23 protein-coding genes, 2 pseudogenes and 1 riboswitch are annotated in these 22,421 nt (G+C 54.2%); of the genes and pseudogenes, 21 read left to right on the top strand and 4 right to left on the bottom strand.

Annotation, left to right across the window (positions count from 1 at the left end):
* The 3 genes from spoVAEA to lysA all read left to right on the top strand — a co-directional run bounded on the left by spoVAEA (window position 1) and on the right by lysA (window position 3,690).
* The gene (gene spoVAEA / locus IKE44_RS04150; RefSeq protein ID WP_020278271.1) at window positions 1–612 is read left to right on the top strand and encodes a stage V sporulation protein SpoVABEA; all 612 of its coding nucleotides are present in this window, start codon (window positions 1–3) and stop codon (window positions 610–612) included.
* The gene (locus tag IKE44_RS04145) at window positions 560–2,038 is read left to right on the top strand and encodes a spore germination protein (RefSeq protein WP_049624999.1); all 1,479 of its coding nucleotides are present in this window, start codon (window positions 560–562) and stop codon (window positions 2,036–2,038) included. The genes spoVAEA and IKE44_RS04145 overlap by 53 nt, the downstream gene beginning before the upstream one ends.
* Window positions 2,039–2,370: 332 nt before the next feature.
* The gene (lysA, locus tag IKE44_RS04140; RefSeq protein ID WP_287465090.1) at window positions 2,371–3,690 is read left to right on the top strand and encodes a diaminopimelate decarboxylase; all 1,320 of its coding nucleotides are present in this window, start codon (window positions 2,371–2,373) and stop codon (window positions 3,688–3,690) included.
* Window positions 3,691–3,759: 69 nt separating this feature from the next.
* Here lysA and IKE44_RS04135 read toward each other — a convergent pair whose 3' ends face one another.
* A complete protein-coding gene (locus tag IKE44_RS04135; RefSeq protein WP_049624997.1) occupies window positions 3,760–4,638 on the bottom strand; it encodes a DUF1002 domain-containing protein in 879 nt (292 codons plus the stop codon).
* A gap of 211 nt (window positions 4,639–4,849) precedes the next feature.
* A complete protein-coding gene (locus IKE44_RS04130) occupies window positions 4,850–5,164 on the bottom strand; it encodes a hypothetical protein (RefSeq protein WP_287465088.1) in 315 nt (104 codons plus the stop codon).
* Window positions 5,165–5,370: 206 nt separating this feature from the next.
* On the opposite strand from IKE44_RS04130, the gene IKE44_RS04125 reads away from it, so the two are divergent.
* The 7 genes from IKE44_RS04125 (at window position 5,371) to IKE44_RS04095 (ending at window position 10,218) form a co-directional block, all read left to right on the top strand.
* Window positions 5,371–5,811: a peptidylprolyl isomerase gene (locus tag IKE44_RS04125; RefSeq protein WP_012820689.1), complete on the top strand. Its 441-nt coding sequence runs from the start codon at window positions 5,371–5,373 to the stop codon at window positions 5,809–5,811.
* Window positions 5,798–5,926, top strand: coding sequence for a hypothetical protein (locus IKE44_RS04120; protein ID WP_255350139.1), 129 nt, complete (start codon window positions 5,798–5,800; stop codon window positions 5,924–5,926). The genes IKE44_RS04125 and IKE44_RS04120 overlap by 14 nt, the downstream gene beginning before the upstream one ends.
* 47 nt (window positions 5,927–5,973) lie before the next feature.
* A riboswitch (FMN riboswitch) is annotated at window positions 5,974–6,107 on the top strand.
* 204 nt (window positions 6,108–6,311) lie between these two features.
* Window positions 6,312–7,409 carry a bifunctional diaminohydroxyphosphoribosylaminopyrimidine deaminase/5-amino-6-(5-phosphoribosylamino)uracil reductase RibD gene (gene ribD, locus IKE44_RS04115; protein WP_080985682.1) on the top strand — a complete coding sequence of 366 codons (1,098 nt, stop codon included), beginning with the start codon at window positions 6,312–6,314 and terminating at the stop codon, window positions 7,407–7,409.
* Between the two features lie 2 nt (window positions 7,410–7,411).
* Window positions 7,412–8,056 carry a riboflavin synthase gene (gene ribE / locus IKE44_RS04110; RefSeq protein WP_287465085.1) on the top strand — a complete coding sequence of 215 codons (645 nt, stop codon included), beginning with the start codon at window positions 7,412–7,414 and terminating at the stop codon, window positions 8,054–8,056.
* A gap of 22 nt (window positions 8,057–8,078) precedes the next feature.
* A complete protein-coding gene (locus tag IKE44_RS04105) occupies window positions 8,079–9,272 on the top strand; it encodes a bifunctional 3,4-dihydroxy-2-butanone-4-phosphate synthase/GTP cyclohydrolase II (protein ID WP_064213603.1) in 1,194 nt (397 codons plus the stop codon).
* Between the two features lie 19 nt (window positions 9,273–9,291).
* The gene (gene ribH / locus IKE44_RS04100; protein ID WP_049624247.1) at window positions 9,292–9,756 is read left to right on the top strand and encodes a 6,7-dimethyl-8-ribityllumazine synthase; all 465 of its coding nucleotides are present in this window, start codon (window positions 9,292–9,294) and stop codon (window positions 9,754–9,756) included.
* 111 nt (window positions 9,757–9,867) lie between these two features.
* Complete coding sequence (locus IKE44_RS04095) at window positions 9,868–10,218, top strand: GNAT family N-acetyltransferase (RefSeq protein WP_033008266.1); 351 nt, start codon at window positions 9,868–9,870, stop codon at window positions 10,216–10,218.
* Window positions 10,219–10,269: 51 nt separating this feature from the next.
* Here IKE44_RS04095 and IKE44_RS04090 read toward each other — a convergent pair whose 3' ends face one another.
* On the bottom strand, window positions 10,270–10,782 hold the full coding sequence (locus IKE44_RS04090) for a DUF309 domain-containing protein (protein ID WP_049624248.1): 513 nt from the start codon (window positions 10,780–10,782) through the stop codon (window positions 10,270–10,272).
* 243 nt (window positions 10,783–11,025) lie between these two features.
* Between IKE44_RS04090 and IKE44_RS04085 the strand changes: the two genes are divergently transcribed.
* The 3 genes and pseudogenes from IKE44_RS04085 (at window position 11,026) to IKE44_RS13825 (ending at window position 13,178) form a co-directional block, all read left to right on the top strand.
* On the top strand, window positions 11,026–11,787 hold the full coding sequence (locus IKE44_RS04085; protein WP_033017133.1) for a segregation/condensation protein A: 762 nt from the start codon (window positions 11,026–11,028) through the stop codon (window positions 11,785–11,787).
* Window positions 11,788–12,098: 311 nt separating this feature from the next.
* Window positions 12,099–12,728: an SMC-Scp complex subunit ScpB gene (gene scpB / locus IKE44_RS04080; RefSeq protein WP_287465081.1), complete on the top strand. Its 630-nt coding sequence runs from the start codon at window positions 12,099–12,101 to the stop codon at window positions 12,726–12,728.
* 46 nt (window positions 12,729–12,774) lie between these two features.
* Window positions 12,775–13,178, top strand: a pseudogene (locus tag IKE44_RS13825) (hypothetical protein).
* Window positions 13,179–13,277: 99 nt separating this feature from the next.
* Here the strand turns inward: IKE44_RS13825 and IKE44_RS04075 are convergent.
* Window positions 13,278–13,406, bottom strand: a pseudogene (locus IKE44_RS04075) (DUF2935 domain-containing protein); the annotation flags it as partial.
* A gap of 163 nt (window positions 13,407–13,569) precedes the next feature.
* On the opposite strand from IKE44_RS04075, the gene IKE44_RS04070 reads away from it, so the two are divergent.
* The 8 genes from IKE44_RS04070 (at window position 13,570) to ccsB (ending at window position 22,040) form a co-directional block, all read left to right on the top strand.
* Window positions 13,570–14,826 (top strand): superoxide dismutase, encoded by a 1,257-nt coding sequence (locus tag IKE44_RS04070; RefSeq protein ID WP_033017165.1) that lies wholly within the window; start codon window positions 13,570–13,572, stop codon window positions 14,824–14,826.
* Between the two features lie 559 nt (window positions 14,827–15,385).
* Window positions 15,386–16,534: a D-alanyl-D-alanine carboxypeptidase family protein gene (locus IKE44_RS04065; protein WP_049624249.1), complete on the top strand. Its 1,149-nt coding sequence runs from the start codon at window positions 15,386–15,388 to the stop codon at window positions 16,532–16,534.
* The gene (locus IKE44_RS04060; protein WP_049624250.1) at window positions 16,527–17,123 is read left to right on the top strand and encodes a nucleoside recognition domain-containing protein; all 597 of its coding nucleotides are present in this window, start codon (window positions 16,527–16,529) and stop codon (window positions 17,121–17,123) included. Before IKE44_RS04065 ends, IKE44_RS04060 begins: the two co-directional genes overlap by 8 nt.
* Window positions 17,123–17,656, top strand: a complete 534-nt coding sequence (locus IKE44_RS04055) for a spore maturation protein (RefSeq protein WP_011231766.1) — start codon at window positions 17,123–17,125, stop codon at window positions 17,654–17,656. Before IKE44_RS04060 ends, IKE44_RS04055 begins: the two co-directional genes overlap by 1 nt.
* A 132-nt stretch (window positions 17,657–17,788) precedes the next feature.
* A complete protein-coding gene (locus tag IKE44_RS04050) occupies window positions 17,789–18,520 on the top strand; it encodes a pseudouridine synthase (protein ID WP_287465077.1) in 732 nt (243 codons plus the stop codon).
* A gap of 143 nt (window positions 18,521–18,663) precedes the next feature.
* The gene (gene resA, locus IKE44_RS04045; RefSeq protein WP_287465075.1) at window positions 18,664–19,188 is read left to right on the top strand and encodes a thiol-disulfide oxidoreductase ResA; all 525 of its coding nucleotides are present in this window, start codon (window positions 18,664–18,666) and stop codon (window positions 19,186–19,188) included.
* 13 nt (window positions 19,189–19,201) lie between these two features.
* Entirely contained in the window at window positions 19,202–20,866 is a 1,665-nt protein-coding gene (locus tag IKE44_RS04040) for a cytochrome c biogenesis ResB family protein (RefSeq protein ID WP_287465073.1), read from the top strand.
* Window positions 20,853–22,040: a c-type cytochrome biogenesis protein CcsB gene (gene ccsB / locus IKE44_RS04035; protein ID WP_049624254.1), complete on the top strand. Its 1,188-nt coding sequence runs from the start codon at window positions 20,853–20,855 to the stop codon at window positions 22,038–22,040. The genes IKE44_RS04040 and ccsB overlap by 14 nt, the downstream gene beginning before the upstream one ends.
* The last annotated feature ends 381 nt before the right edge of the window (window positions 22,041–22,421 follow it).

Raw genomic sequence — 22,421 nt, 5'->3', positions numbered from 1 at the left:
ATGGAAAAACGACGAGTCATTTTAGTAACGGATGGGGACGAGTTCGCCTGCCGGGCGATTGAGCGGGTTGCAGCCGAAATCGGCGGCCGTTGCATTTCTCGCTCGCAAGGCAATCCAACGAAACTGAGCGGTGAACAGTTGGTCGAACTCATTTTGCAAACGCCGCACGATCCAGTGTTTGTCATGTTTGACGATTGCGGCGCCCTCGGGGAGGGGGCCGGAGAGCAGGCGCTTCGCTATGTGGCGACGCATGAGCAAATCCAAGTGCTCGGGGCGCTGGCGGTTGCCTCCAATACGCACCAGCATGAATGGACAAAAGTGCATGTGAGCATCGACCGTGACGGCGTGATGACCGAATATGGGGTCGATAAAGAAGGCGTCCGGGACCTCGAGATCGGGCGGATCAATGGCGATACCGTCTACTGCCTTGACCGGCTGAACATTCCGCTCATCGTCGGCATCGGCGACATCGGCAAAATGGGATATCGAGACCATGCGAAATACGGAGCGCCGATTACGCGCAAGGCGGTCGAGTTGATTCTCGAAAGGAGTGGTGGCCATGCCGGAAAAAGAAAAGAAACCGAAAGCGCCGATCGCGAAGCGGCTCGTTGACAACGCGAAGTTTTTGCAACAGCGGATCGGCGTCGGGACAAGCTTTGATTTAGGCGTGCGGAAAATCTATATCCTAAACCGGGAAGTACATATTTACTACTGCAACGGTTTATGCGATACGCAATACATTATCGAATTGTTAAAACAAATTGTGCACGTCAACGATGATGAACGCCAGGCGTCCCAAGCGTGGCAGATCATCGAAAATCGACTCGTTCATCAGCAAGTCAGTCCGGTGACGAGCCTCGACGAAGCGGTTGACAAGCTGCTGTCGGGCTTGATCATCGTCTTAATTGAAGGCGAATCGACCGGATTTGCTGTCGACGTCCGCAGCTATCCGGGTCGGCAGCCGCAAGAGCCGGATACGGAAAAAGTTGTGCGCGGCGCCCGCGACGGCTATGTCGAGAACATCATTGTCAACACGGCGCTCACCCGCCGCCGCATCCGCGACGAGCGGCTGCGCTTTGAAATTTTGCAAGTCGGCGAGCGGTCAAAAACGGACGTATGCATCGCCTATATTAAAGACGTCGCTGACCCGGGGCTTGTTGAACTCGTCAAGAAAGAGTTGCAGCAAATCAACGTCGATGGACTGACGATGGGCGACAAAACAGTTGAAGAGTTTTTAGTCAAGCAAGGATACAACCCGTACCCGCTCGTCCGTTACACCGAGAGGCCAGATGTAGCAGCGACGCACCTGCTTGAAGGGCACGTGCTCATTATGGTTGATACATCGCCAAGCGTCATCATCACGCCGACAACATTTTTTCACCACGTCCAGCATGCCGAGGAATACCGGCAGTCGCCAGGGGTCGGGACGTTTGTGCGCTGGGTGCGGTTTTTAGGCATTTTGACGTCGTTGTTTTTGCCGCCGCTTTGGGTGCTGTTTGTCCTTGAGCCTGAACTGCTGCCGAAAGAGTGGGGGTTCATCGGTCCGAACAAGCAAACGAATATTCCGATCATCGTGCAAATTTTGATCGCTGATTTTGGAATTGAGCTTTTGCGGATGGCAGCCATTCATACGCCGACGCCGCTCTCTACGGCGATGGGCTTGATCGCCGCTGTCTTGATCGGGCAAATCGCGATTGACGTTGGGCTGTTTGTGTCGGAAGTCATCTTGTATGTTTCCGTCGCGGCGATCGGTTCATTTGCAACGCCGAGCTATGAGCTGAGCGTGGCCAATAAAATTTCCCGCCTGGCGCTCGTCGTGCTCGTCTTCTTGTTTAAGGTGCCCGGATTCGTCATCGGCGCGACGGTTTATTTGCTTTGGCTCGTTAGCATCCGTTCCCTCAACACGCCGTACTTATGGCCGTTCATTCCGTTTGACCCGGCGGCATTTATGCAAATTGTCGTCCGCCGCTCGGCGGCCGGGGCGAAAGTGCGTCCGAGCATCGTTCATCCGCAGGACGTGCGAAAGCAACCGACATGACGCAGATCGTCATCGCACAAGCGGCCGTTTCCATTGGCATATATGGACGGCCGCTTTCTCCCTTTTGGCGCTATTGAAACTTTTTTATAATTATGATACGTTATACTTGACGTTTCGCACCTTTGCAAGCGCCATTGGCAAGTCGTCCGTCCGCCTAAGGAGGGCGGGCGCTCGATGCAGAGGGCGCACGCGGCTGTATGACAGCCTGCCATGCGGCGGGGCTGATTGCTCTGCGGCTTTGTTTTTTTCAAGGCAGGCGCCGGTTGCGAAACTGTCTTTTTTGCTTTTGGTATGCATGTTTGCGCCACTTTGATGAGGAATGAGGGATTTCAATGTTTTTTCATGGGACGAGCCGCGTCAATGAAAAAGGGCACTTGGAAATTGGCGGCGTCGATACGGTCGAGTTGGCGAAAACGTATGGAACGCCGCTTTATATTTATGACGTTGCTTTGATCCGCGCGCGGGCGCGCGCGTTTAAGGGAGCGTTCCGCCGCCATGGCGTGCAGGCGCAAGTCGCCTACGCCAGCAAGGCGTTTTCTTCAGTTGCCATGGTGCAGCTGGCCGCTGAGGAACAATTGTCGCTCGATGTCGTCTCAGGCGGGGAGCTGTATACGGCTTTGGCCGCCGGGTTCCCGCCGGAGCGCATCCATTTCCATGGCAACAACAAAAGCTGGGATGAACTGGCGATGGCGCTTGAACACGGGGTCGGCTGCATCGTGGCCGACAACTTTTACGAGCTCGAGCTGATTGAACAATTGGTGGGGCCATCCGGTCGAGCGGTTTCGGTTTTGCTTCGCGTGACGCCAGGGGTTGAGGCGCATACGCACGATTACATTTTAACCGGACAGGAAGACTCGAAGTTCGGCTTTGATTTGAATAACGGTCAAGCGGATGAAGCGTTCCGGCGCGTCATGGCGTCGGCTGCGTTTCAACTGCTCGGCGTCCATTGCCATATCGGATCGCAAATTTTTGAAACGACCGGCTTTGTGCTCGCCGCACGAAAAGTGTTTGCCAAGCTGGCCGAATGGCACAAAACGTGTGGGTTCGTTCCTGCGGTCGTCAACCTTGGCGGCGGCTTTGGCATCCGCTATACAGATGAAGACGACCCGATTCCGGTGTCAGCGTATGTCGACTGTATCGTGGATGAGGTGAAAACACAGGCGGAAGTGCATCAACTTCCGCTGCCGGAAATTTGGATTGAGCCCGGCCGCTCGCTCGTGGGGGATGCCGGAACGACGATTTATACGATCGGCTCGCGAAAAGAGGTGCCGAACGTCCGCACCTATATCGCCGTTGACGGCGGCATGAGCGACAACATCCGCCCGGCGCTGTATGGAGCGAAATACGAAGCGGTGCTGGCCAACCGGGTGTTGGGCGATCGGATGGAAGTTGTGTCCATTGCAGGGAAGTGTTGTGAATCAGGCGACATGCTCATTTGGGACATCGCACTTCCGGAAGCGAAACCGGGCGATTATTTAGCCGTCTTTTGCACCGGTGCTTATGGCTATTCGATGGCGAACAACTACAACCGTCTGCCGCGTCCGGCGGTCGTATTCGTCGAAAACGGCGACGCCCAGCTCGTCGTCAAACGGGAAACGTATGAAGACTTGATCCAATATGACTTGCCGTTGAAGGCGAAAGTCAACCAATGAAGGCGGCCCTGGAAAAGAACGGCCGCCGCCAAGAAGAGAAGGCGCCCTAATGCAGCAGGGCGCCTTCTCTCATTGTTGGTTGGCGGAAAAGGCCGATTTGATGGCATTCCAAATTTCTTTGAGGATGTCGATCAAATTTTGGATGAATGTTTTCCCTTCTTCTGACTGCAAAAACGCAGACAGCTGCTCTTTCGCCTTGCTCAGCTGGTCGTTCACTTGGTCCCAATTGATGTCGGCGTTTTGCATTTTGTGAAAAAGGGAGACGAGAGCGTTGATTTCATCGGCGCTTAATGTGATGCCAAGATCATTGGCGATTTTTTCAATCAAGGCGCGCAAGTCAGCGTCCGTTTGCGGCGGGTTGTTGGCGATTTCCTCTTTGATTTTCGCCAGCAAGGCGACCGCTTTGTCCGCGCCGATCGAATCAGCGAGCTTGGCCGTTTGCACCATTTCCTCGTTGGCTACCTTTTTTACGTCATCTGGAATCACCTTGTCGGACGAAATTTCGTACGCCTTCATCAGCCCCGTCAGCGCTGCGGTGCCGGAAACCGGAAACGGAGCCGTGATATAAATATCGGCATCTTTCACCCCAGCGGTGATCAAGGCGTTTGTATACATCTCTTTCGTCACCCATGTGATGTTGTGCGTCTCAACGTGAAGCCCTGAGCCCGGTTCACCGATGGTGATCATGGACGATGAGATGGCGCGCGTGCCGATTTGTGCCTTCGGGATGAGTCCATCCAAATATTTATGCTCCTCGGCGTTCGAGACCGTGATTGTCTGCGCTCCGTCCGGCGCTTTCATTTCTTCCAGCACTTTTTGTTTTTGTTCAGCGGTCAAATTTTCACCAAGCGTGACGATGACATCACCCGGCGCGGCATCGGCGGCTGCGATGGCCGGAAACGCCAGCAGCATCGCCCAAAGCAGCGATGAAGCAATCGTTCGTTTCACATTGCTCGCCTCCTATCTACCAACCATGCACTACCATTATAACGTACGCTGGCGTGAATTTCTATTCGGAACGGCGCTTTGCCTTCGCCGCCAAGCGGCGCACGAACAACAAATGCCAAAGCAAAATCAGAAACAGAAGCGGATATAAGGCGGCTGAATAGGAAAGCTTTCAGCCGTGGTAGTAAAAAATTTCTGTCCTCAGCGCCCCATTTCATACAAAAAGGAAAAGAGCGACCATCCGCCGATATAGGCGGCCTGCACCCAAATCGGATGATGTATCGGGTATCCGTTTAAAAACAAGGAGGTTGACGGTGACGTAAATGAAAACAATAAATACATAGGCCAGTCCGTCGACTCCAACATCAAAATACCCGTATAAATGGTACTTGACATCGAGAAACAAATCCGTTGAAAGGCCGAAGAAAACCGCAAACAGCGAAGTTGTATACATTTCAAGGCCTGAAAGCCGTTTTGGCATGAGGAGAAACGAAACAGAAAAGACGATTACCGTCACCGCCATCAACAACACCGTCGGACGCCCCCTTGCCAGTTTTGCTACGTCTATCATTCATCACTAGTGTACCCATTCCGATTCCATATAAATAATTATAATAAATATATTATATTAAAAAAACAATGAGCAGTTCGACGAGGCGGCATTTTGGCTTTCTTTCCCTTTCGAATCATGATATGATAAAAGCGGTTGAAGCGCAAAAAAGGAGCTGAAGTACCATGGCGAAAAAAGGATATATTTTGATGGAAAACGGTGGGAAAATCGAATTTGAACTATTCCCGAACGAAGCGCCGGTGACGGTGGCCAATTTTGAGAAGCTCGCAAACGAAGGCTTTTATAACGGGTTGACGTTCCACCGCGTCATCCCTGGATTTGTCAGCCAAGGAGGATGTCCACGCGGCAATGGAACGGGCGATGCCGGCTATACGATCCCGTGCGAGACGGACAACAATCCACACCGACATGTCACCGGCGCGATGTCCATGGCGCACCGCGGCCGCGACACCGGCAGCTGCCAGTTCTTTATCGTCCACGAGCCGCAGCCGCACTTGGATGGGGTGCACACCGTCTTTGGCCAAGTGACATCGGGCATGGACGTCGTGAAGACGATGAAAAACGGCGACGTGATGAAAGAAGTGAAAGTATTTGACGAACCGTAAGCAACGGACGGAAGACGAGGAGCGGACAAGCCGGAACAATTGGCTTTTGTTTTTCATTTTGCTGGGGATGAGCCTATTGTGGGGAGCGGCGTACTGGTTTTGGGTCGTACAATGATGATTTCCGGCCGCTCTTGTGGTATAATAAACCTAACAATATAGTGAAGCCTCCTTCGGGGCAGGGTGAAATTCCCGACCGGCGGTGATGAGGCGCTATGCCTCTCAGCCCGCGAGCCGTATCGGCACGATCCGGTGTGATTCCGGAGCCGACAGTATAGTCTGGATGGGAGAAGGATGGCGATGTGCGCACGGTTGTTTTCGGCCGGCCTGGACGGCCGGCGTCGGTTTGGTGTAGCGGCGGCCGCTTTGTGTCGGTCGGTATGACATAGTTAACGAACAAGTGTTCTTGTTTGTTTGGCTGCACATCATGGTTCATTCTCTCATCAACGAACCCCCGGGGAAGTTCCGGGGGTTTATTTTTTTAGAAAAAAGGGGGGAGTGTGGTGTATCGCGATGAACATTATATGCGGCTTGCGCTCGATGTCGCGAAAGCCGGAATCGGGCAAACATCCCCCAATCCTGTCGTCGGTGCTGTTGTGGTCAATGGCGGAGCGGTCGTCGGGCTTGGCGCCCATTTAAAAGCGGGAGAGCCGCATGCGGAAGTGCATGCGATCCGCATGGCCGGCGAGAAGGCGCGCGGGGCAACGGTGTACGTGACGCTTGAGCCGTGCAGCCATTACGGCAAAACGCCTCCATGCGTGGATTTGCTCATTCAAGCCGGCGTCCGCCGCGTCGTCATCGCGACAACCGACCCGAATCCGCTCGTCGCCGGGAAAGGGATCGACAAGCTGCGACGGGCGGGCATTGAGGTCGATGTCGGGCTGCTGAAAGAAGAGGCGGATGAGCTCAACCGGGTGTTTTTTCACTATATCGCGGCAAAAACGCCGTTTGTGACGTTAAAATACGCGTGCAGCCTCGATGGAAAAATTGCGACGGCGACCGGGGAAAGCAAATGGATTACGTCCGAGGCGGCGCGCCAAGATGTGCACCGCCTTCGCGCCCAGCATGACGCCATTTTGGTCGGCGTCAACACCGTGTTGGCGGACAATCCGAAGTTGACGGTCCGCATCGGGGAGCAACGGAAAAATCCGCTCCGCATCATTTTGGATACAAACTTGCATACGCCGCTTGACGCCCATGTCGTCACCGACCGGGAGGCGGAAACGTGGATCATCACCGGAAGCGGCATCAGCTGGGAAAAGGCCGAGGCATACGAGCGCCTCGGGGTGCGCATCATCCCGATGGCGGCTGCGCACATTCATGTGCGCGACGTGCTCCGGCTGCTCGGTGAGCAGCGCATTACGTCGCTGTTTGTGGAAGGCGGCTCGCGCGTTCATGACAGTTTCCTCCGGGCAGGGGCGGTCAATGAAGTGGTCGCCTACATCGCCCCGAAGCTGATCGGCGGCCGCGAAGCGCCGACGCCGGTCGGCGGCCTCGGCTTCTCGCGCCTTGAAGAGGCGATGGAGCTTGACATCCGGCAGTTGGAGATGGTCGGCCCGGATATAAAAGTCGTTGCTGCGGTGAAAAAGAGGGGGGAGTAAGGATGTTTACCGGTATTATTGAAGAGGTCGGCACGGTTGAACAAATGAGGCAAACGGGCGACGCCATCGTGATGGCGATTGGCGCCCGCCGGGTGCTCGAAGACGTTCGCCTCGGCGACAGCATCGCCGTCAACGGCGTCTGCCTGACCGTCACGTCGTTTACTGACCGGCGGTTTACCGTCGATGTCATGCCGGAGACCGTCAAGGCGACGGCGCTCAAAACATTGAAGCCGGGATCGAAAGTGAACTTAGAGCGGGCGATGGCGGCTGGCGGGCGGTTTGGCGGCCATTTCGTCACCGGTCATGTGGACGGCGTCGGGCGCATCGTCCGCCGATGGCCGAAGGCGAACGCCGTCTACTATGAAATTGAAGCGCCTCCCCCGCTTCGCCCGTACATGATTTATAAAGGATCGGTCGCCGTCGATGGGACGAGCTTGACGATTTTCGGTCTGAGCGAGCGCACGTTCACCATTTCGCTCATTCCGCATACGCGTGAAGCGACGATTTTAGGCGAAAAGCAGCCGGGCGACCTCGTCAATATCGAGTGCGATATGATCGGCAAATACGTCGCTACTTTTCTTGCCGCGAAAGAGGAGCTGTCTTCTGGAGTGACGAGCGAATTTTTGGAGCGGCATGGCTATAAATAAACGGGATAGGGGGCAACTTCAGATGTTTGACACGATTGAAGCGGCACTGGACGCGCTGAAAAACGGCGAAGTGATCATCGTCTGCGACGACGAAGACCGGGAAAATGAGGGCGATTTTGTCGCATTGGCTGAAAAAGCGACGCCGGATGTCGTTAATTTTATGATCACCCATGGCCGCGGGCTTGTGTGCGTGCCGATTACGGAAGAGTTGGCGGCGCGGCTCGGGCTTGAGCCGATGGTCGCGCATAACACCGACGCTCATGGGACGGCGTTTACCGTCAGCATCGACTACAAGACGACGACGACCGGAATCAGCGCCTACGAGCGGGCGGCGACCATTCGGGCGTTGCTCGATCCAAATGTGAAAGCGAGCGATTTTAAACGGCCTGGCCATATTTTTCCATTGATTGCCAAACAAGGCGGCGTCCTGCGGCGCGCCGGCCATACGGAAGCGGCGGTCGATTTGGCCCGCCTTTGCGGGGCGAAGCCGGCTGGCGTCATTTGCGAAATCATGAAAGAGGACGGAACGATGGCGCGCGTTCCGGATTTGCGGCAAATCGCCGACCAATTCGGATTGAAAATGATCACGATCAAAGATTTGATCGCCTATCGGAGCCAGCGGGAAAAACTAGTGAAGCGCGAGGTCGACATTTGGCTGCCGACTGAGTTCGGCGAGTTTCGCGCCGTCGGCTACACGAACGTGCTTGATGGCAAGGAGCATGTGGCGCTCGTCAAGGGAGACATTATTCTCGACGAACCGATTCTTGTGCGCGTCCACTCCGAGTGTTTAACCGGTGATGTGTTCGGTTCGTATCGGTGCGACTGCGGTCCGCAGCTGCATGCGGCGCTGCGGCAAATCGAAGCCGAGGGGCGTGGGGTGCTGCTTTACATGCGTCAAGAGGGGCGCGGCATCGGCCTGATGAACAAACTGCGCGCCTATAAGCTGCAAGAGCAAGGCTACGATACGGTCGAGGCGAACGAAAAGCTCGGCTTCCCGGCCGATTTGCGCGACTACGGCATTGGTGCGCAAATTTTAAAAGACCTTGGCGTCACGAAAATGCGTCTGCTCACGAACAATCCGCGCAAAATCGCCGGCTTGAAAGGGCACGGGCTTGAAGTTGTCGAACGGGTGCCGCTTCAAATGCCAGCGAAAAAAGAAAATGAAAAATACTTGCGCACGAAATATGAAAAACTAGGGCATATGCTTCATTTTTGAAAACAGGAGGAGAAAAAACATGCGGGTTCTTGAGGGAAATTTAGTCGGCACCGGGTTGAAAATCGGCATCGTCGTTTCTCGTTTTAATGAATTCATTACGGGCAAGCTTTTGTCAGGGGCGATCGACGGTTTGACGCGCCATGGCGTCAGCGACAATGACATCACGGTCGCCTGGGTGCCGGGCGCATTTGAAATTCCGCTCCTCGTGAAAAAAATGGCGGAATCGAAGCAGTTTGATGCCGTCATTGCGCTCGGCGCCGTCATCCGCGGGGCGACGAGCCATTTTGACTACGTGTGCAGCGAGGCGGCCAAAGGCGTCTCCCACGCCGCGCTCTCAAGCGGCGTCCCGGTCATTTTCGGCGTATTGACGACCGATACGATCGAGCAAGCCATTGAACGGGCCGGCACAAAGGCGGGCAATAAAGGCTGGGAAGCGGCCGTTTCGGCCATTGAGATGGCGAACGTTTTGCGGACATTTGTGTAAAAAGGCATGAAATGGTTCACAATATCAGTGAGAATGTTTATAATACGTATAGAGAAAATGACAACGTGTTTTCCTTTTCGGAAAAGCGTTTGTCGATAATGAGGGATTTTTATGTTGATCCGTTATCGAAAAAACTATGAGAAAATCGCCATGGGACTGTTGTCGTTTATGCCGACGGAAAAAGATTTGAAACGGCTCCAGCAGACGATCAAACAGTATGAAACGAACAGCGACTGGCAGCTGTTTTTATGGAAGGAAGGGGACGATATCGTCGGCATTATCGGCGTCCTGTTGTGCGCTCCTGATGTTGTGCAAATCCAGCACATCAGCGTCAATCCATCGCATCGCCACCAAGGGATCGGAAAACAGATGGTCAAGGCGTTGAAAGAGGCGTACCCCGACCGTCGGCTATGCGCGAACGAGTGGACCGCCTCGTTTTTCGATAAATGCCAAACGTGCTAGCCCAACGAGACAAATCGGCGCAACGCCGCGCTGTTGCGGGCGGCAGAGGGGTTATGTCCCTTCTGCTTTCGCCCGCTTTTTTTGTTCGCGGGCGGCGATGACGTCCGAACGGTCGCGCCGCCGGTGTTTGTCTACAAGGTCGATATCAGTGAGATCGCTCGCCTGCCCCCAAACAAGCTGCCGCTCGGCGCAGGCGGCTTGGCACTGTTCGTACAGGGAGCGGTCGCGAATCGGCAGCTCAATGCTTTCATACGGTTCGCCGCGGGCAATCCGCTCGGCGGCCTCTTCAAGCAGCACGGCCAACTCCTTCTCGTCAAGGCCGAGCCGGCGGATCATCCCGCGCGCCTCCTCAAGCAACGTCCGCGCCCGTTTGATAAGGCGGAGCGCGCCGGAACTGTTGCCGCGCCGGTAGTGGTAAAAGGCGACGGCAATTTGGATGAGAATGAGCCATTCCCGTTTCCGTCCGTCGCGCTTCCATTGTTCTTCTAAAATCTCATGACATTCGAAATAATCGCGGTTGCCATGGAAATGGACTAAATAGTCGATATATGCTTTTGGATACATGGGCCATCGTTCCTTTCGCCGAGGCGTGTTTCGCGGTAGGCGACCTTGTTGCCAGGCAAAGCCGTGCAACTGCCGGCGTTGCGGCAGGGCGCTCCTTGTATTATACGTTTTCATGGCGTTCGAGGCAAAAACCGTCTCATTTCCGTTCGCTTCGCCGCGGAATTATGATACAATAAGTATATTGCCAGCAAGGTTCTCCAATGTGCGCATCGGCGCGGGGAATGGCTGCGGAAAAATGGTGGGATGGATGTGCAAGTGCCGTATAACGTCAAAATTGAAGCGTTTGAAGGGCCGCTTGACTTGCTTTTGCATTTAATCAACCGCTATGAGATCGATATTTACAACATTCCGGTGGCGCAAATTACGGAACAGTATATGGCGTACATTCACGCCATGCAAGAGCTTGAGCTTGATATCGCCAGCGAATATTTGGTTATGGCGGCTACGCTGTTGGCGATGAAAAGCAAAATGCTGCTGCCGGTGTCCGACGAACACGCCGAAGACGACAGCTTGGAATTCGCCGAGGCGGACGATCCGCGCGAAGAGCTGATGCAGCGGCTTCTTGAGTACAAAAAGTTTAAGGAAGCTGCACGCGAGCTGAAGCGGCGCGAAGAAGAACGGGCGCTTCTGTTTACAAAACCCCCGAGTGACTTGAGCGCGTACGCCGATGAAAAAAAAGCGTCCGCGCCGCTTGATGTCAACGTCTACGATATGCTCGGCGCCCTGTCAAAACTGTTGCGCCGCAAAAAACTGCAAAAACCGATGCGGACGAAAATTGCCCGCCAAGATATTTCCGTTGAAAAGCGGATGGCGGAAATTTTGCATGAACTGCAGCAGGCGAAAGAACGGAAAAACTTTTATGAGTTATTTCCGTCCTGCGACCGTTCGTATATCGTTGTCACTTTTTTGGCTATTTTGGAATTAATGAAACAAAATAAAATCATCGTTGAGCAAGAGCGGAATTTCAGCGATTTGTTTCTCGCCGCCAATCATCTGGCCGGTTGAGGCGGTTCGCGATGGCGGACCGCTTTCCTTTTGCCTGCTGGGCCCATCGGCTGATGGTCGGTGCGAAGGCGAGACGGACAGCTGCTGATTCGGAAAAGGCTCATGAGCAAGTTTTGCTCTTCGCCCAGGCGTGAAAATGTCTGCTCAAGGCATGCGCATCTTCACGAAAAAGTCTCATGGGCAACGTTTTGCCCTTCACCCAGGGATGAAAATCACGCGTCAGTCCTGCATTTTCGCGGAAAATGCCGGGAAGCCGCAAGATGGCTGCAGTTGCGATCAAAACGGTGAAAAAGGAAAGGGGAGAAGGGAGAATGGACCAAAAGGAAATGAAAACAAACAGCGCTGCTGGTGCGCCGGCTCCATTCAAAGCGATCGTGGAAGCGCTGTTGTTTGCCGCTGGCGACGAGGGGCTGTCGCTTGCCCAAATTGCCGCTGTTTCGGATATTGGCGAGCCGGAGGCGAAAGCAGTGATGGCGGCGCTCCAGGAAGACTGCTGCCGCGAAGAACGCGGCATTCAGCTGGTCGAGCTGGGCGGCGTGTTTTTATTGGCGACGAAGAAAGAGTATGCTCCGTATTTGAAAAAGCTGGTCGAAGCGCCGGGAGCGTCGCCGCTGTCGCAGGCGGCGCTCGAGACGCTCGCCATTATCGCCTACCGCCAGCCGATTACGCGCGCTGAAATCGAGGAAATCCGCGGCGTGAAAAGCGACAAGCCGCTGCAGACACTCATGGCGCGGGCGCTCATTAAAGAAGTCGGCCGCGCCGAAGGGACTGGGCGGCCGATTTTATACGGGACGACGGCCGAATTTCTCGACTATTTCGGCCTGAAAACGATTGAAGAACTGCCGCCGCTGCCAGAATGGACGGACGATGGCGAGGTTGAGCGGGAAGCTGACTTGTTTTTCGGAAAATTGGCGGAAAATTTGAGCGACGGACAGCCGTAATATGGTAAACTAAAGAAAAAACGACTGACCGGGAAGGGGTGCGCTCATGAACATTTGCCGCCTGCACGGCGAAGAATTGCAAAAATCGCAGTCGAATACGTTTGAGGACTACTTCAACCGATCGGAAGTCACGTACCGCGACGGCGGCGAAGAGCGGACGCTGTCTGTGTTGTATTTGCGCCATTTTGAGGCGGCGCTGCTTGATTGGCTGCCGTATGAAAGCGATCCACTGTTTACGGCTAACGGGCGCGACATTCGTTTGCGCGACATCATTGCTTTTGTCTGTTTATGGAAAAATCCGGCGTATCGGAAGCGAAAGCGCGTCTACATTCATGATGAAGAGGAATTGCGCCGCTATTTTGCCGCTCTTGACACCGAGGCGCTCGAGGCGCTTGTCGGCGAATGGGCGAAACCGGCGCATGCCGCCTGCCAGAGCGCGCGCCGCAGTGAAACAAAAGCCGTGTGTTCCGTGCTTGGCGGGGCCGGCAAAACGGCTATACGGGCAAGAAAAAGCGGTTCCTTCGGGCGAACCGCTTTTTTTCTTATGGACTATTGTGTGCGCGGCTTGGTCGGATCGCAGGCCGGAGCTTTCACTTCGCCGGTCGTTTCCGCCAGCTTTTGCAAGTAGTAACATTCTTCGCGCGCCATATGGTCGGCCATCAGCGGCGACTGCATGCCTTGGACGTAATAGATGCTTTTCCCCTCCTTCTGTTTTTTCAGCTGAGTATGCCCTCGCTCCTCTATGTATGAGCAGCCAAAAATTTGGGTGAATGCGGACAAGAACGATTTCCGCAAGCAGGCATACGATATGGCGAAAAAAGCAGGAGGAGGTTTTTACCAAATGAACGATCAAGAGAAGTTCGCCCAGTATGCCGCTGAGGTGAACGAATGGGCAAGACAAGTTGAGAAAGCGTTGGCGTTGCGCGGAGCCAGCACGGATGGCGCTTCGTCGCTGTGCGGGTTCATTGCCGCGCATGACGGCGAGTGGACGGAAGAGGCCGTCCGCGAGCTTCAGCGCCTTGTTGATGACGTATACGCCGCCGCGCTTTGCCGCTATGCCGAAGAGTCGGCCGAATGGGGAAGGCAGGTGGAGCATGCCTTGTCCGTGCGCGGGGCAGCTGAGGATGTTGGCCTTTCTTCCTTGTTGGCGTATATTGACGAACGGAACGGTGCGTGGACAGAGGAAGCGGTTTCCGAACTCCAGCGTCTTGTTGACGACGTGTACAACCGGGCCGTCCGTCTTGCGGACTTTTCGGCCGCCGAAAAAGACGAAGAGGCGCTGTTTCTGGAAGAGGAAGCGCCGCTGGTTGAATCGGGCGGTGTTGGCGAAGACGGCGAGGAAGAACGGCTGGACGTCGGCGAAGAGGGGAAGCGGGAGGAAGAGTCGGAGCAGCCTTTTGATTCGGCAACAGCACAGGCAGAACCGGCTTCGTCGCTCCCTTCGGACCTTCATGACGAAGAGCGGCAACAGCCGATCCCGCCTGGCAGGCATGTGCTGCCGCCTTTGCCGTACAGCTATGATGCGCTTGAACCTCATATTTCCGAAGAAATTATGCGCCTTCACCATACGAAGCATCATCAAAGCTACGTCGATGGTCTGAACAAGGCGGTGCGCATGATGGCCGAAGCGCGCCGGACGAACAATTTTGAACTGCTGAAGCATTGGGAGCGGGAAGCGGCGTTCCACGGATCCGGGCATTATTTGCATACAATCTTTTGGTACAACATGCATCCAGAGGGCGGCGGCGAGCCGCGCGGGGAGCTGCGGGCGCAAATCGAGCGCGATTTTGGCAGTTTTACCGCCTTTCGCCGTCATTTCACCGAAGCGGCGAAAAGCGCCGAAGGGGTCGGCTGGGCGCTGCTCGTTTGGGCGCCGCGAGCGCACCGTCTGGAAATTTTGCAGGCGGAAAAACACCAGCACATGGCGCAATGGGATGTGATTCCGCTTCTTGTGCTCGATGTATGGGAGCACGCCTATTACTTGCAATATAAAAACGACCGAGCGGCATACATCGAACATTGGTGGAACGTCGTCAATTGGCGCGATGTCGAAGCGCGTTTTCATGAGGCGCGGAAGCTGCGCTGGCAGCCGTTTTAACATCTTTCCGAAAGAAGTCTGAGGGTGTCCCAAACATAACGGGACACCCTTTTTTATTACAAGAGGTAGGAACAAATCACTTCGGCGACACGATATATTGTATCTCTCTCAAAGAGGACGATCTTTTGGGACAGCCTCAGCTGAATGTTGGTAGGCTTTAGCCAATCCATACGATCGAATATGGTTAGAACGGACACCTTCGGAATGAAGGGAAGCGTAATTGTGTGTGGCTTACCGTTCGGCGAACACGCACAAGTCGCTTGAAGTCCCCCGCCTCTAAGCGAAGCGTAGGCGGTGGGGAGTTCACCCGAGCGGGGAAGACCCCGCTTCTTTTTTTAGATGAAGGCCGTTTCGGGGGTAGTTCGCCGGAAGCGCCGCCCCGGTAGGTTTTGCCGCAATTTTTCATCATATTTGTCCCACCGGCGCATACACTTGTACAGAACATGGCCTTGGTGTGTCGCAATCTTCCCTCTATTGCACTCATTTCAGGTTGAATAGAAAGGAGGAACAGGCGATTCCTCTCCGCTCCTTAAAGGAGGGGGATCCTCGCCGATATGAGATGAATAAGCAGAAGCGGCTCATTGCGCTCATTCTTGCACTCGCTGCGGGGATTATGGCATTTGTTCCAGAGCGGATGCGCGCTATGGATGGGGTGAGCGCAAAAAGCGCGATTTTGATAGAGCAGCATTCCGGGCGGGTTTTGTTTGCCAAGGATGCCTATACAAAACGGCGCATCGCCAGTATTACGAAAATTATGACCGCCATTTTGGCGATTGAATCGGGGAAGATGGACGACACGGTGACGGTCAGCGCCCGCGCTGTCCGAACCGAAGGGTCGTCAATTTACTTGCGCCAAGGGGAGAAAATCAAACTGCGCGATTTGGTATATGGGCTGATGCTTCGTTCCGGCAACGACGCGGCGGTGGCCATCGCTGAACATGTCGGCGGTAGCGTCGAGGGGTTTGTGTTTTTAATGAACAAAAAGGCGGCTGAAATCGGGATGCGCGATACCGAGTTTGCCAATCCGCACGGATTGGACGATGCGGAAAACCATTACTCAACGGCCTATGATATGGCGTTGCTCATGCAATACGCGATGAAAAACGAAGAGTTTCGCCGCATTTCCGGAACGAAAGTGTACCGCGCCCCCGCTCCGCCCGGCGAAGACGGCGCGCGTGTGTGGCGAAATAAAAACAAGTTGTTGACAAGTCTTTACGAATATTGCACCGGCGGCAAAACCGGCTATACGAAACGAGCCCATCGCACGCTCGTGACGACGGCGTCCAAAGGCGGCATCGATTTGATCGCCGTGACGTTGGATGCACCGGACGATTGGAATGACCATATCGCTATGTACGAATATGGATTTTCTCATTATCACATCGCCAAAGTGAGTAGCGAGCGGGTGATCGACAAAATTTCTGATCCGTTTTACCGCGGGCGGCTGCAGGCGGTCCGCGATTTGCGATATCCGGTGACCGATAAAGAGGAGAGCGGGCTGCGGGTGAAAGTGTATTTGCTGAAGCCGCGCAAAGAATGGAAAGAACACCCAGAACAGGCACCGACAGAGATCGGAAAGGTGGTGCTTTATTTGCATCAAAAGGCGGTTGATTCGGTGCCGCTGCTGTATGAACCGGGAAAGGAAGAAAGCGGCCGAGGGTTTTTATGGCAAGTATTTCGCTTTTTAGGTGTGAGAAGCGATGGTTAACCTCATTTGGGTGATGATGGCGGTCATTGGCATCGTCTTTGCGGCGGCCAACGGCACGATGGACGAAGTGAACAAAGCGGTGTTTGAAAGCGCCAAAGAAGCGGTGACGATCAGCATCGGCATGGTCAGCATTTTAGTGTTTTGGCTCGGGCTGATGGCGATCGCTGAACACGCCGGCTTGCTTGACAAAGCGGCGCGCCTGTTTATGCCGCTCGTACGCCGCTTGTTTCCAGAGGTGCCGCCCGGCCATCCCGCGCTTGGCTATATCGTCTCGAATATGGTCGCCAACATGTTCGGCCTTGGCAATGCGGCGACGCCGATGGGCATAAAGGCGATGGAGCAGCTAAAAAAGCTCAACGGCGGCCGCGACGAGGCTAGCCGGTCGATGGTGACGTTTTTGGCCATGAACACATCAGGCATTACGCTCATTCCGACGACTGTCATCTCGATTCGCATGACGTACGGTTCAGCGGCGCCGAGCGAGATCATTGGGACGACGATCGTCGCTTCGACGATTTCGACGATTGGGGCGGTATTGATTGACCGGTACTATTATTGGAAACGGATGCGGAAAGGCAGGAAGCCATAATGGCTATCGTCCAACTTCTTTCTGTTTGGCTGATCCCTGCGCTCATTGCTTTTATTTTGCTTTACGGTACAGCAAAGAAAGTGCCGACGTACGAAGCGTTTGTGGAAGGCGGCAAGGAAGGGATCGAGATCGCGTTTTCGCTCATCCCGTATTTGGTCGGCATGTTGGTGTCGGTCGCCATTTTCCGAGCCTCAGGGGCGCTTGATGCCATGATGGAAGTGATCAAACCGCTGGCTGATGCCATTGGACTGCCGGCCGAAGTCGTTCCGCTTGCGGCTCTCCGCACGCTTTCCGGCACGGCGGCGCTCGGCATGACGACCGATTTGATCGCTACTTACGGCCCGGATTCGTTCATCGGGCGCCTTGCTTCTACGATCCAAGGCAGTACGGAGACGACGCTTTACGTGCTCACCGTCTATTTTGGCGCCGTCGGCGTCAAAAAAATGGGCGATGCGTTAAAAGTCGGCATTTTGGCCGACATTCTCAGCTTTATTGTTTCTGTTTTCATCGTTTTGTTTGTATTCGGGCGCTAGCGGCGCCTTTTTTCGTTCCCGCCGTCCGGCGGGTTTTTTGTTTGCAAAGGGGACGGGAAAGGTGAAAAATAAAAGTGCCGTACTTGTATCTGTTAGACGGAAAGGGTAAGATGATGAAAGAGGTGAGAGAGAATGGAACGGTTGCAAAAAGTGATCGCCCGCGCCGGCATCGCGTCAAGGCGCAAGGCGGAAGAACTCATTTTGCAAGGGCGGGTGAAAGTGAACGGCCGCGTCGTCAAGGAGCTTGGCGTCAAGGTCGGGCCGCGCGATGATGTCGAAGTCGACGGCATCCCGATCGAGCGCGAAGAGCCGGTGTATTATTTGCTGTACAAGCCGCGCGGGGTGATTTCCAGCGTCAAAGATGACAGAGGCCGCAAAGTGGTGACCGATTTTTTCAAAGATCTGGACAAACGCATTTATCCGATCGGGCGGCTTGACTACGATACGTCTGGACTTCTTTTGTTGACGAATGACGGCGACTTTGCCAACCTGCTTATGCACCCGCGGTATGAAATTGAAAAAGTGTACATTGCCAAAGTGAAAGGCATTCCAACGCACGAGCAGCTGAAACGGCTCGAACAAGGAGTGCAGCTGGAAGATGGCATGACGGCGCCAGCCAAAGTGAAGCTGCTCTCCGCCGACCGGAAGAAGGGGACAGCCATTGTGGACATCCGTATCCACGAAGGACGAAACCGGCAAGTGCGCCGCATGTTTGAGGCGATCGGCTGCGAGGTGCTGAAGCTGAAGCGGGAGCGGTACGCGTTTCTCGATTTGAAAGGGATGCGCCCCGGCGAATACCGCGAGCTGACACCGCATGAGGTAAAGTTGCTGCGCGTCCTTGCCCAATCCGGGGGAAGAAAATGACGAAGATTGTCACATAATGTTCATATCCTTGCGCATAAACGAGCGAGGGACTTTGCTATGATGGAAAATGGGAGATTGTGAACCGCTTGCCTCCCCCTCTAGCGTTGGCTGTGGGGGAGGAGAAGCGTAAAGGGGTTTGAACGATGAAAAAGCAACAGCGCTTAGTGATGAGGACAGCGATTTTGCTCGTGTTGCTCGCGGCGATCGGCTATACGATTTACACGAATTTTTTCACGGAGAAAACGGCTGTCGCTGTTGGTTCGACGGCGCCTGATTTTGTGTTGGCCGATTTGAAAGGGCATGAACATCTTCTTTCAGACTATCGCGGCAAAGGCGTCTTTTTGAATTTTTGGGGGACGTGGTGCAAACCGTGTGAGCGGGAAATGCCGTATATGAACGAACTGTACCCGCTCTATCAAAAGCAAGGTGTCGAAATTTTGGCGGTCAATGTCGGCGAACCGAAGCTGAGCGTCGAGAAATTTGCGGAGCGGTTTGGTCTGACCTTTCCGATTGTGATCGACCGTCAAGATCAAGTGTTGAACGCCTATAATGTCGGCCCGCTGCCAACCACGTTTTTGATTGACAAAAACGGCGAAGTGAAGAAAATCATCACCGGCACGATGACAAAAGCAGACATTCAGCGCCATTTGGAAAGCATCAAACCGTAAGGAGTTTTGCATCATGAAACAAGTCAAATGTGAATGTGGGCACGTCAACCCGCATGGCACGGCGTTTTGCGAATCATGCGGCAAACCGCTCGAGGAGCGGGCGGGGAAAACGCTTTTGGACATGCGCTACGAAGGAAGCGCGCGCCGGTCGCAAACGTACAAGCGAACATTCATCGATCAAATTTGGGCGTTTTTCTCGTCGGTCAAAGTCGGAGTGGCACTCATCGTCATTACGCTCATTGCTTCGGCGATCGGCACGATTTTCCCTCAGCAAATGTATATTCCGCCGAACGTCGATCCGGCGGAGTATTATAAGCAGCAGTACGGTTGGGTAGGGAAGCTGTATTATGAGCTCGGCTTTAACAACTTGTACGGCTCATGGTGGTACATCCTGCTCATCGCTTTAATCGGCGTTTCGCTTGTCATTTGCAGCTTGGACCGGGTCGTGCCGCTATATCGCGCCTTGAAGCGGCAAGGGGTGAAGCGCCATCCGCATTTCTTGGAGCGGCAGCGGTTGTTTGGCGTCTCGCATGTGAGCGATCTCGACAAAACGATGGCCGTGTTGAAAGAACGGCTGGCTGCGCGGCGCTACCATGTCTGTGAGGAAGACGGGCATTTGCTCGCTGAAAAAGGGCGGTTTTCCCGTTGGGGGCCGTACGTCAATCATATCGGTCTCATCATTTTCTTGATCGGGGCAATGCTTCGTTCCGTTCCCGGCATGTACATCGATCGGGTGATGTGGATTCCGGAAGGGGAGACGAAAGAAATTCCGGGGACAAACGGCCGCTACTTTTTAAAGAGTGAAAAATTTATTTTTGAAACATATGAGAAAGGCAAAGACAACGAAGTGTTCAACGCTGCCATCGACCTCGTCGGCAACGGGATGATCGCCAAAAACTATCAAACAAACGTTGTGTTGTATAAGCGCGTCGGTCCTGTGATCCCCGGCGCCAAGCCGAAGCTTGAAAAAGTGAAGGAGTATCCGATTCGCGTCAACGAGCCGCTGGAGTTCGATCATTATGCGCTCTATCAAGTCGATTTCCGCTTGAATGAGCCGAAAGCGATGTCATTTCAGTTGGCGGACAAACAGTCGGGGAAAACGTTCGGCACGGTGACGGTCGATTTGTATGATCCGAAAGAGTTGTACAATCTCGGACATGGGTATCGCGTTGAGCTATTAAGCTATTTTCCTGATTTTGAGTTTGATGAAGACGGCAATCCGTCAACGAAGTCGCGCGTGCCAAACAATCCGGCGTTCGTGTTCAAAATGTACGCGCCGGACCGTCCGAAAGGGGAAGTCAGCTTCGTCGCCATCCAACAAACGATCGAACCGTTTGGCAACAACAAGTACAAAATGGCGTTCGCGGGGTTTGAGACGCGCAATGTCTCCGGCTTGACCGTCCGCCGCGATTTCACGCTTTGGATTTTAGGGGTAGGCGGCGCGATTTTCATGATCGGGCTCATCCAAGGGATGTATTGGAACCACCGCCGCATTTGGGTGCAACGGGTCAACGGCGAACTATGGATCGCCGCGCACACGAATAAAAATTGGTTCGGCTTGAAAAACGAGCTGCGCCGTTTGCTTGACGGCACTGGTGTGAATATGCCGGCCGATCAGCTCGAAGAAGGGAAACAGGCCGGACAAGGGGGGCAAGCTCATGGACATGGCACAGCTTAGCAGCACATTGCTCTATATTTCGTTTGTGTTATATTTGATCGGCACGTTTTTTTTTGGCGGCGCCATTCGCGACAAACGGAAGGAGCGGCAAGGAAAGGATCGTTGGTCGCAGCTTGGCATTGCCGTGACGATCATCGGTTTTCTCACCCAGGTCGGGTATTTCATCACGCGTTGGATCGCTGCCGGGCATGCTCCGGTGAGCAATTTGTTCGAGTTTACAACGTTTTTCGGCATGATGCTTGTCGCTGCTTTTATCATTGTTTATTTCATTTACCGGTTGAGCGTGCTCGGCCTGTTTGCGCTTCCGGTCGCGTTGCTGATCATCGCCTATGCGAGCATGTTTCCGCGGGAAATTTCGCCGCTCATTCCCGCCTTGCAAAGCGATTGGCTGCACATCCATGTGACGACGGCGGCCGCCGGGGAAGCGATTTTGGCGATCAGTTTTGTCGCGGGTTTGATTTATTTGATTCGCGTCGTCGATCAGTCGAAGCCGTCCAAGCGCACGTTTTGGCTGGAAGTCGTCATGTTTTGCCTTGTGGCGACGCTCGGCTTTGTCATCGTCTCAACAGCGTTTGGGCTTTCCGGGTACGAAGCGAAGTTCACGTGGGTTGATAAAAACGGCCAGGCGGCTGAAGTCGAGTACCATATGCCGGCGCTTGTCGGGCCGCATAAAGGAGAGCTGGTGAAAGAAAGCGCCGGCCGCATGGAGCCGCTTGTTGAAATGCCGGCGATCATCAACGCGAAAAAGCTGAACACGGTCATTTGGTCGCTCATGGCCGGTGCGGTGCTGTATGCCGCTTTTCGTCTTGTGCTGCGCAAGCGCATCGCCGCCGCGCTCAAGCCGCTTGTGAAAAACGTCAACTTGGATTTGACCGATGAAATCGGCTACCGGGCGGTGGCGATCGGCTTTCCGGTGTTTACGCTTGGGGCGCTCATTTTCGCGATGATTTGGGCGCAAATCGCCTGGACCCGCTTTTGGGGCTGGGACCCGAAGGAAGTGTGGGCGCTCATTACGTGGCTGTTTTACGCCGCTTTTTTGCACCTCCGGCTGTCAAAAGGCTGGCATGGGGAAAAGTCGGCATGGCTTGCTGTCATCGGCTTTGCCATCATCATGTTCAACTTAGTAGCGGTCAACCTCGTCATCGCGGGGCTGCACTCGTACGCTGGAACATAATGGAAAACAACCGGATGCCCTATTGGCGGGCATCCGTTTTTTCAGTAAACTAGAAAATGGGGGACTGTTTCTATATAGACTCCCATGACAAAAAAATTTCGTCACCATCGGAAGGATGAAAAGACCTCTATGTTGAATTTTACAACTTTACACATTTTGGAGTTCGGGTATTTTCAGGATAGATGCAATTTAAAGCTTTAACATTTTTCGTTTTGACCGGTCATTTCATCCAACTGTCGAGTGACCGAACAACACCGCTTAAAGACCCATGAATGGGTCTTTAAGCGAGTCGTTGTTCGGTCTTCCGTCACGCCTTAGCGTGACGGAGGCAAGCCTACGGCTTGCCTTCGACAGTCAAAAATGGATGAGCCACTTTTCCGT

It is taken from the genome of Geobacillus sp. (assembly GCF_017515625.1).
In the GTDB taxonomy this organism is placed as follows: domain Bacteria; phylum Bacillota; class Bacilli; order Bacillales; family Anoxybacillaceae; genus Geobacillus; species Geobacillus stearothermophilus.
The sequence above is the reverse complement of the archived record's forward strand: the minus strand, read 5'-3'. Positions and strand labels throughout refer to the sequence as shown.

Coding starts and splice junctions, on each gene's coding strand:
- scpB (WP_287465081.1), top strand. CDS start 12,099: ATGGACCAAAAGGAAATGAAAACAAACAGCGCTGCTGGTGCGCCGGCT.
- ribE (WP_287465085.1), top strand. CDS start 7,412: ATGTTTACCGGTATTATTGAAGAGGTCGGCACGGTTGAACAAATGAGG.
- IKE44_RS04090 (WP_049624248.1), bottom strand. CDS start 10,782: ATGTATCCAAAAGCATATATCGACTATTTAGTCCATTTCCATGGCAAC.
- lysA (WP_287465090.1), top strand. CDS start 2,371: ATGTTTTTTCATGGGACGAGCCGCGTCAATGAAAAAGGGCACTTGGAA.
- IKE44_RS04105 (WP_064213603.1), top strand. CDS start 8,079: ATGTTTGACACGATTGAAGCGGCACTGGACGCGCTGAAAAACGGCGAA.
- IKE44_RS04065 (WP_049624249.1), top strand. CDS start 15,386: ATGAATAAGCAGAAGCGGCTCATTGCGCTCATTCTTGCACTCGCTGCG.
- IKE44_RS04125 (WP_012820689.1), top strand. CDS start 5,371: ATGGCGAAAAAAGGATATATTTTGATGGAAAACGGTGGGAAAATCGAA.
- IKE44_RS04040 (WP_287465073.1), top strand. CDS start 19,202: ATGAAACAAGTCAAATGTGAATGTGGGCACGTCAACCCGCATGGCACG.
- IKE44_RS04050 (WP_287465077.1), top strand. CDS start 17,789: ATGGAACGGTTGCAAAAAGTGATCGCCCGCGCCGGCATCGCGTCAAGG.
- IKE44_RS04085 (WP_033017133.1), top strand. CDS start 11,026: ATGGATGTGCAAGTGCCGTATAACGTCAAAATTGAAGCGTTTGAAGGG.
- IKE44_RS04060 (WP_049624250.1), top strand. CDS start 16,527: ATGGTTAACCTCATTTGGGTGATGATGGCGGTCATTGGCATCGTCTTT.
- IKE44_RS04095 (WP_033008266.1), top strand. CDS start 9,868: ATGTTGATCCGTTATCGAAAAAACTATGAGAAAATCGCCATGGGACTG.
- ccsB (WP_049624254.1), top strand. CDS start 20,853: ATGGCACAGCTTAGCAGCACATTGCTCTATATTTCGTTTGTGTTATAT.
- IKE44_RS04055 (WP_011231766.1), top strand. CDS start 17,123: ATGGCTATCGTCCAACTTCTTTCTGTTTGGCTGATCCCTGCGCTCATT.
- IKE44_RS04145 (WP_049624999.1), top strand. CDS start 560: ATGCCGGAAAAAGAAAAGAAACCGAAAGCGCCGATCGCGAAGCGGCTC.
- resA (WP_287465075.1), top strand. CDS start 18,664: ATGAAAAAGCAACAGCGCTTAGTGATGAGGACAGCGATTTTGCTCGTG.
- spoVAEA (WP_020278271.1), top strand. CDS start 1: ATGGAAAAACGACGAGTCATTTTAGTAACGGATGGGGACGAGTTCGCC.
- IKE44_RS04070 (WP_033017165.1), top strand. CDS start 13,570: ATGAACGATCAAGAGAAGTTCGCCCAGTATGCCGCTGAGGTGAACGAA.
- ribH (WP_049624247.1), top strand. CDS start 9,292: ATGCGGGTTCTTGAGGGAAATTTAGTCGGCACCGGGTTGAAAATCGGC.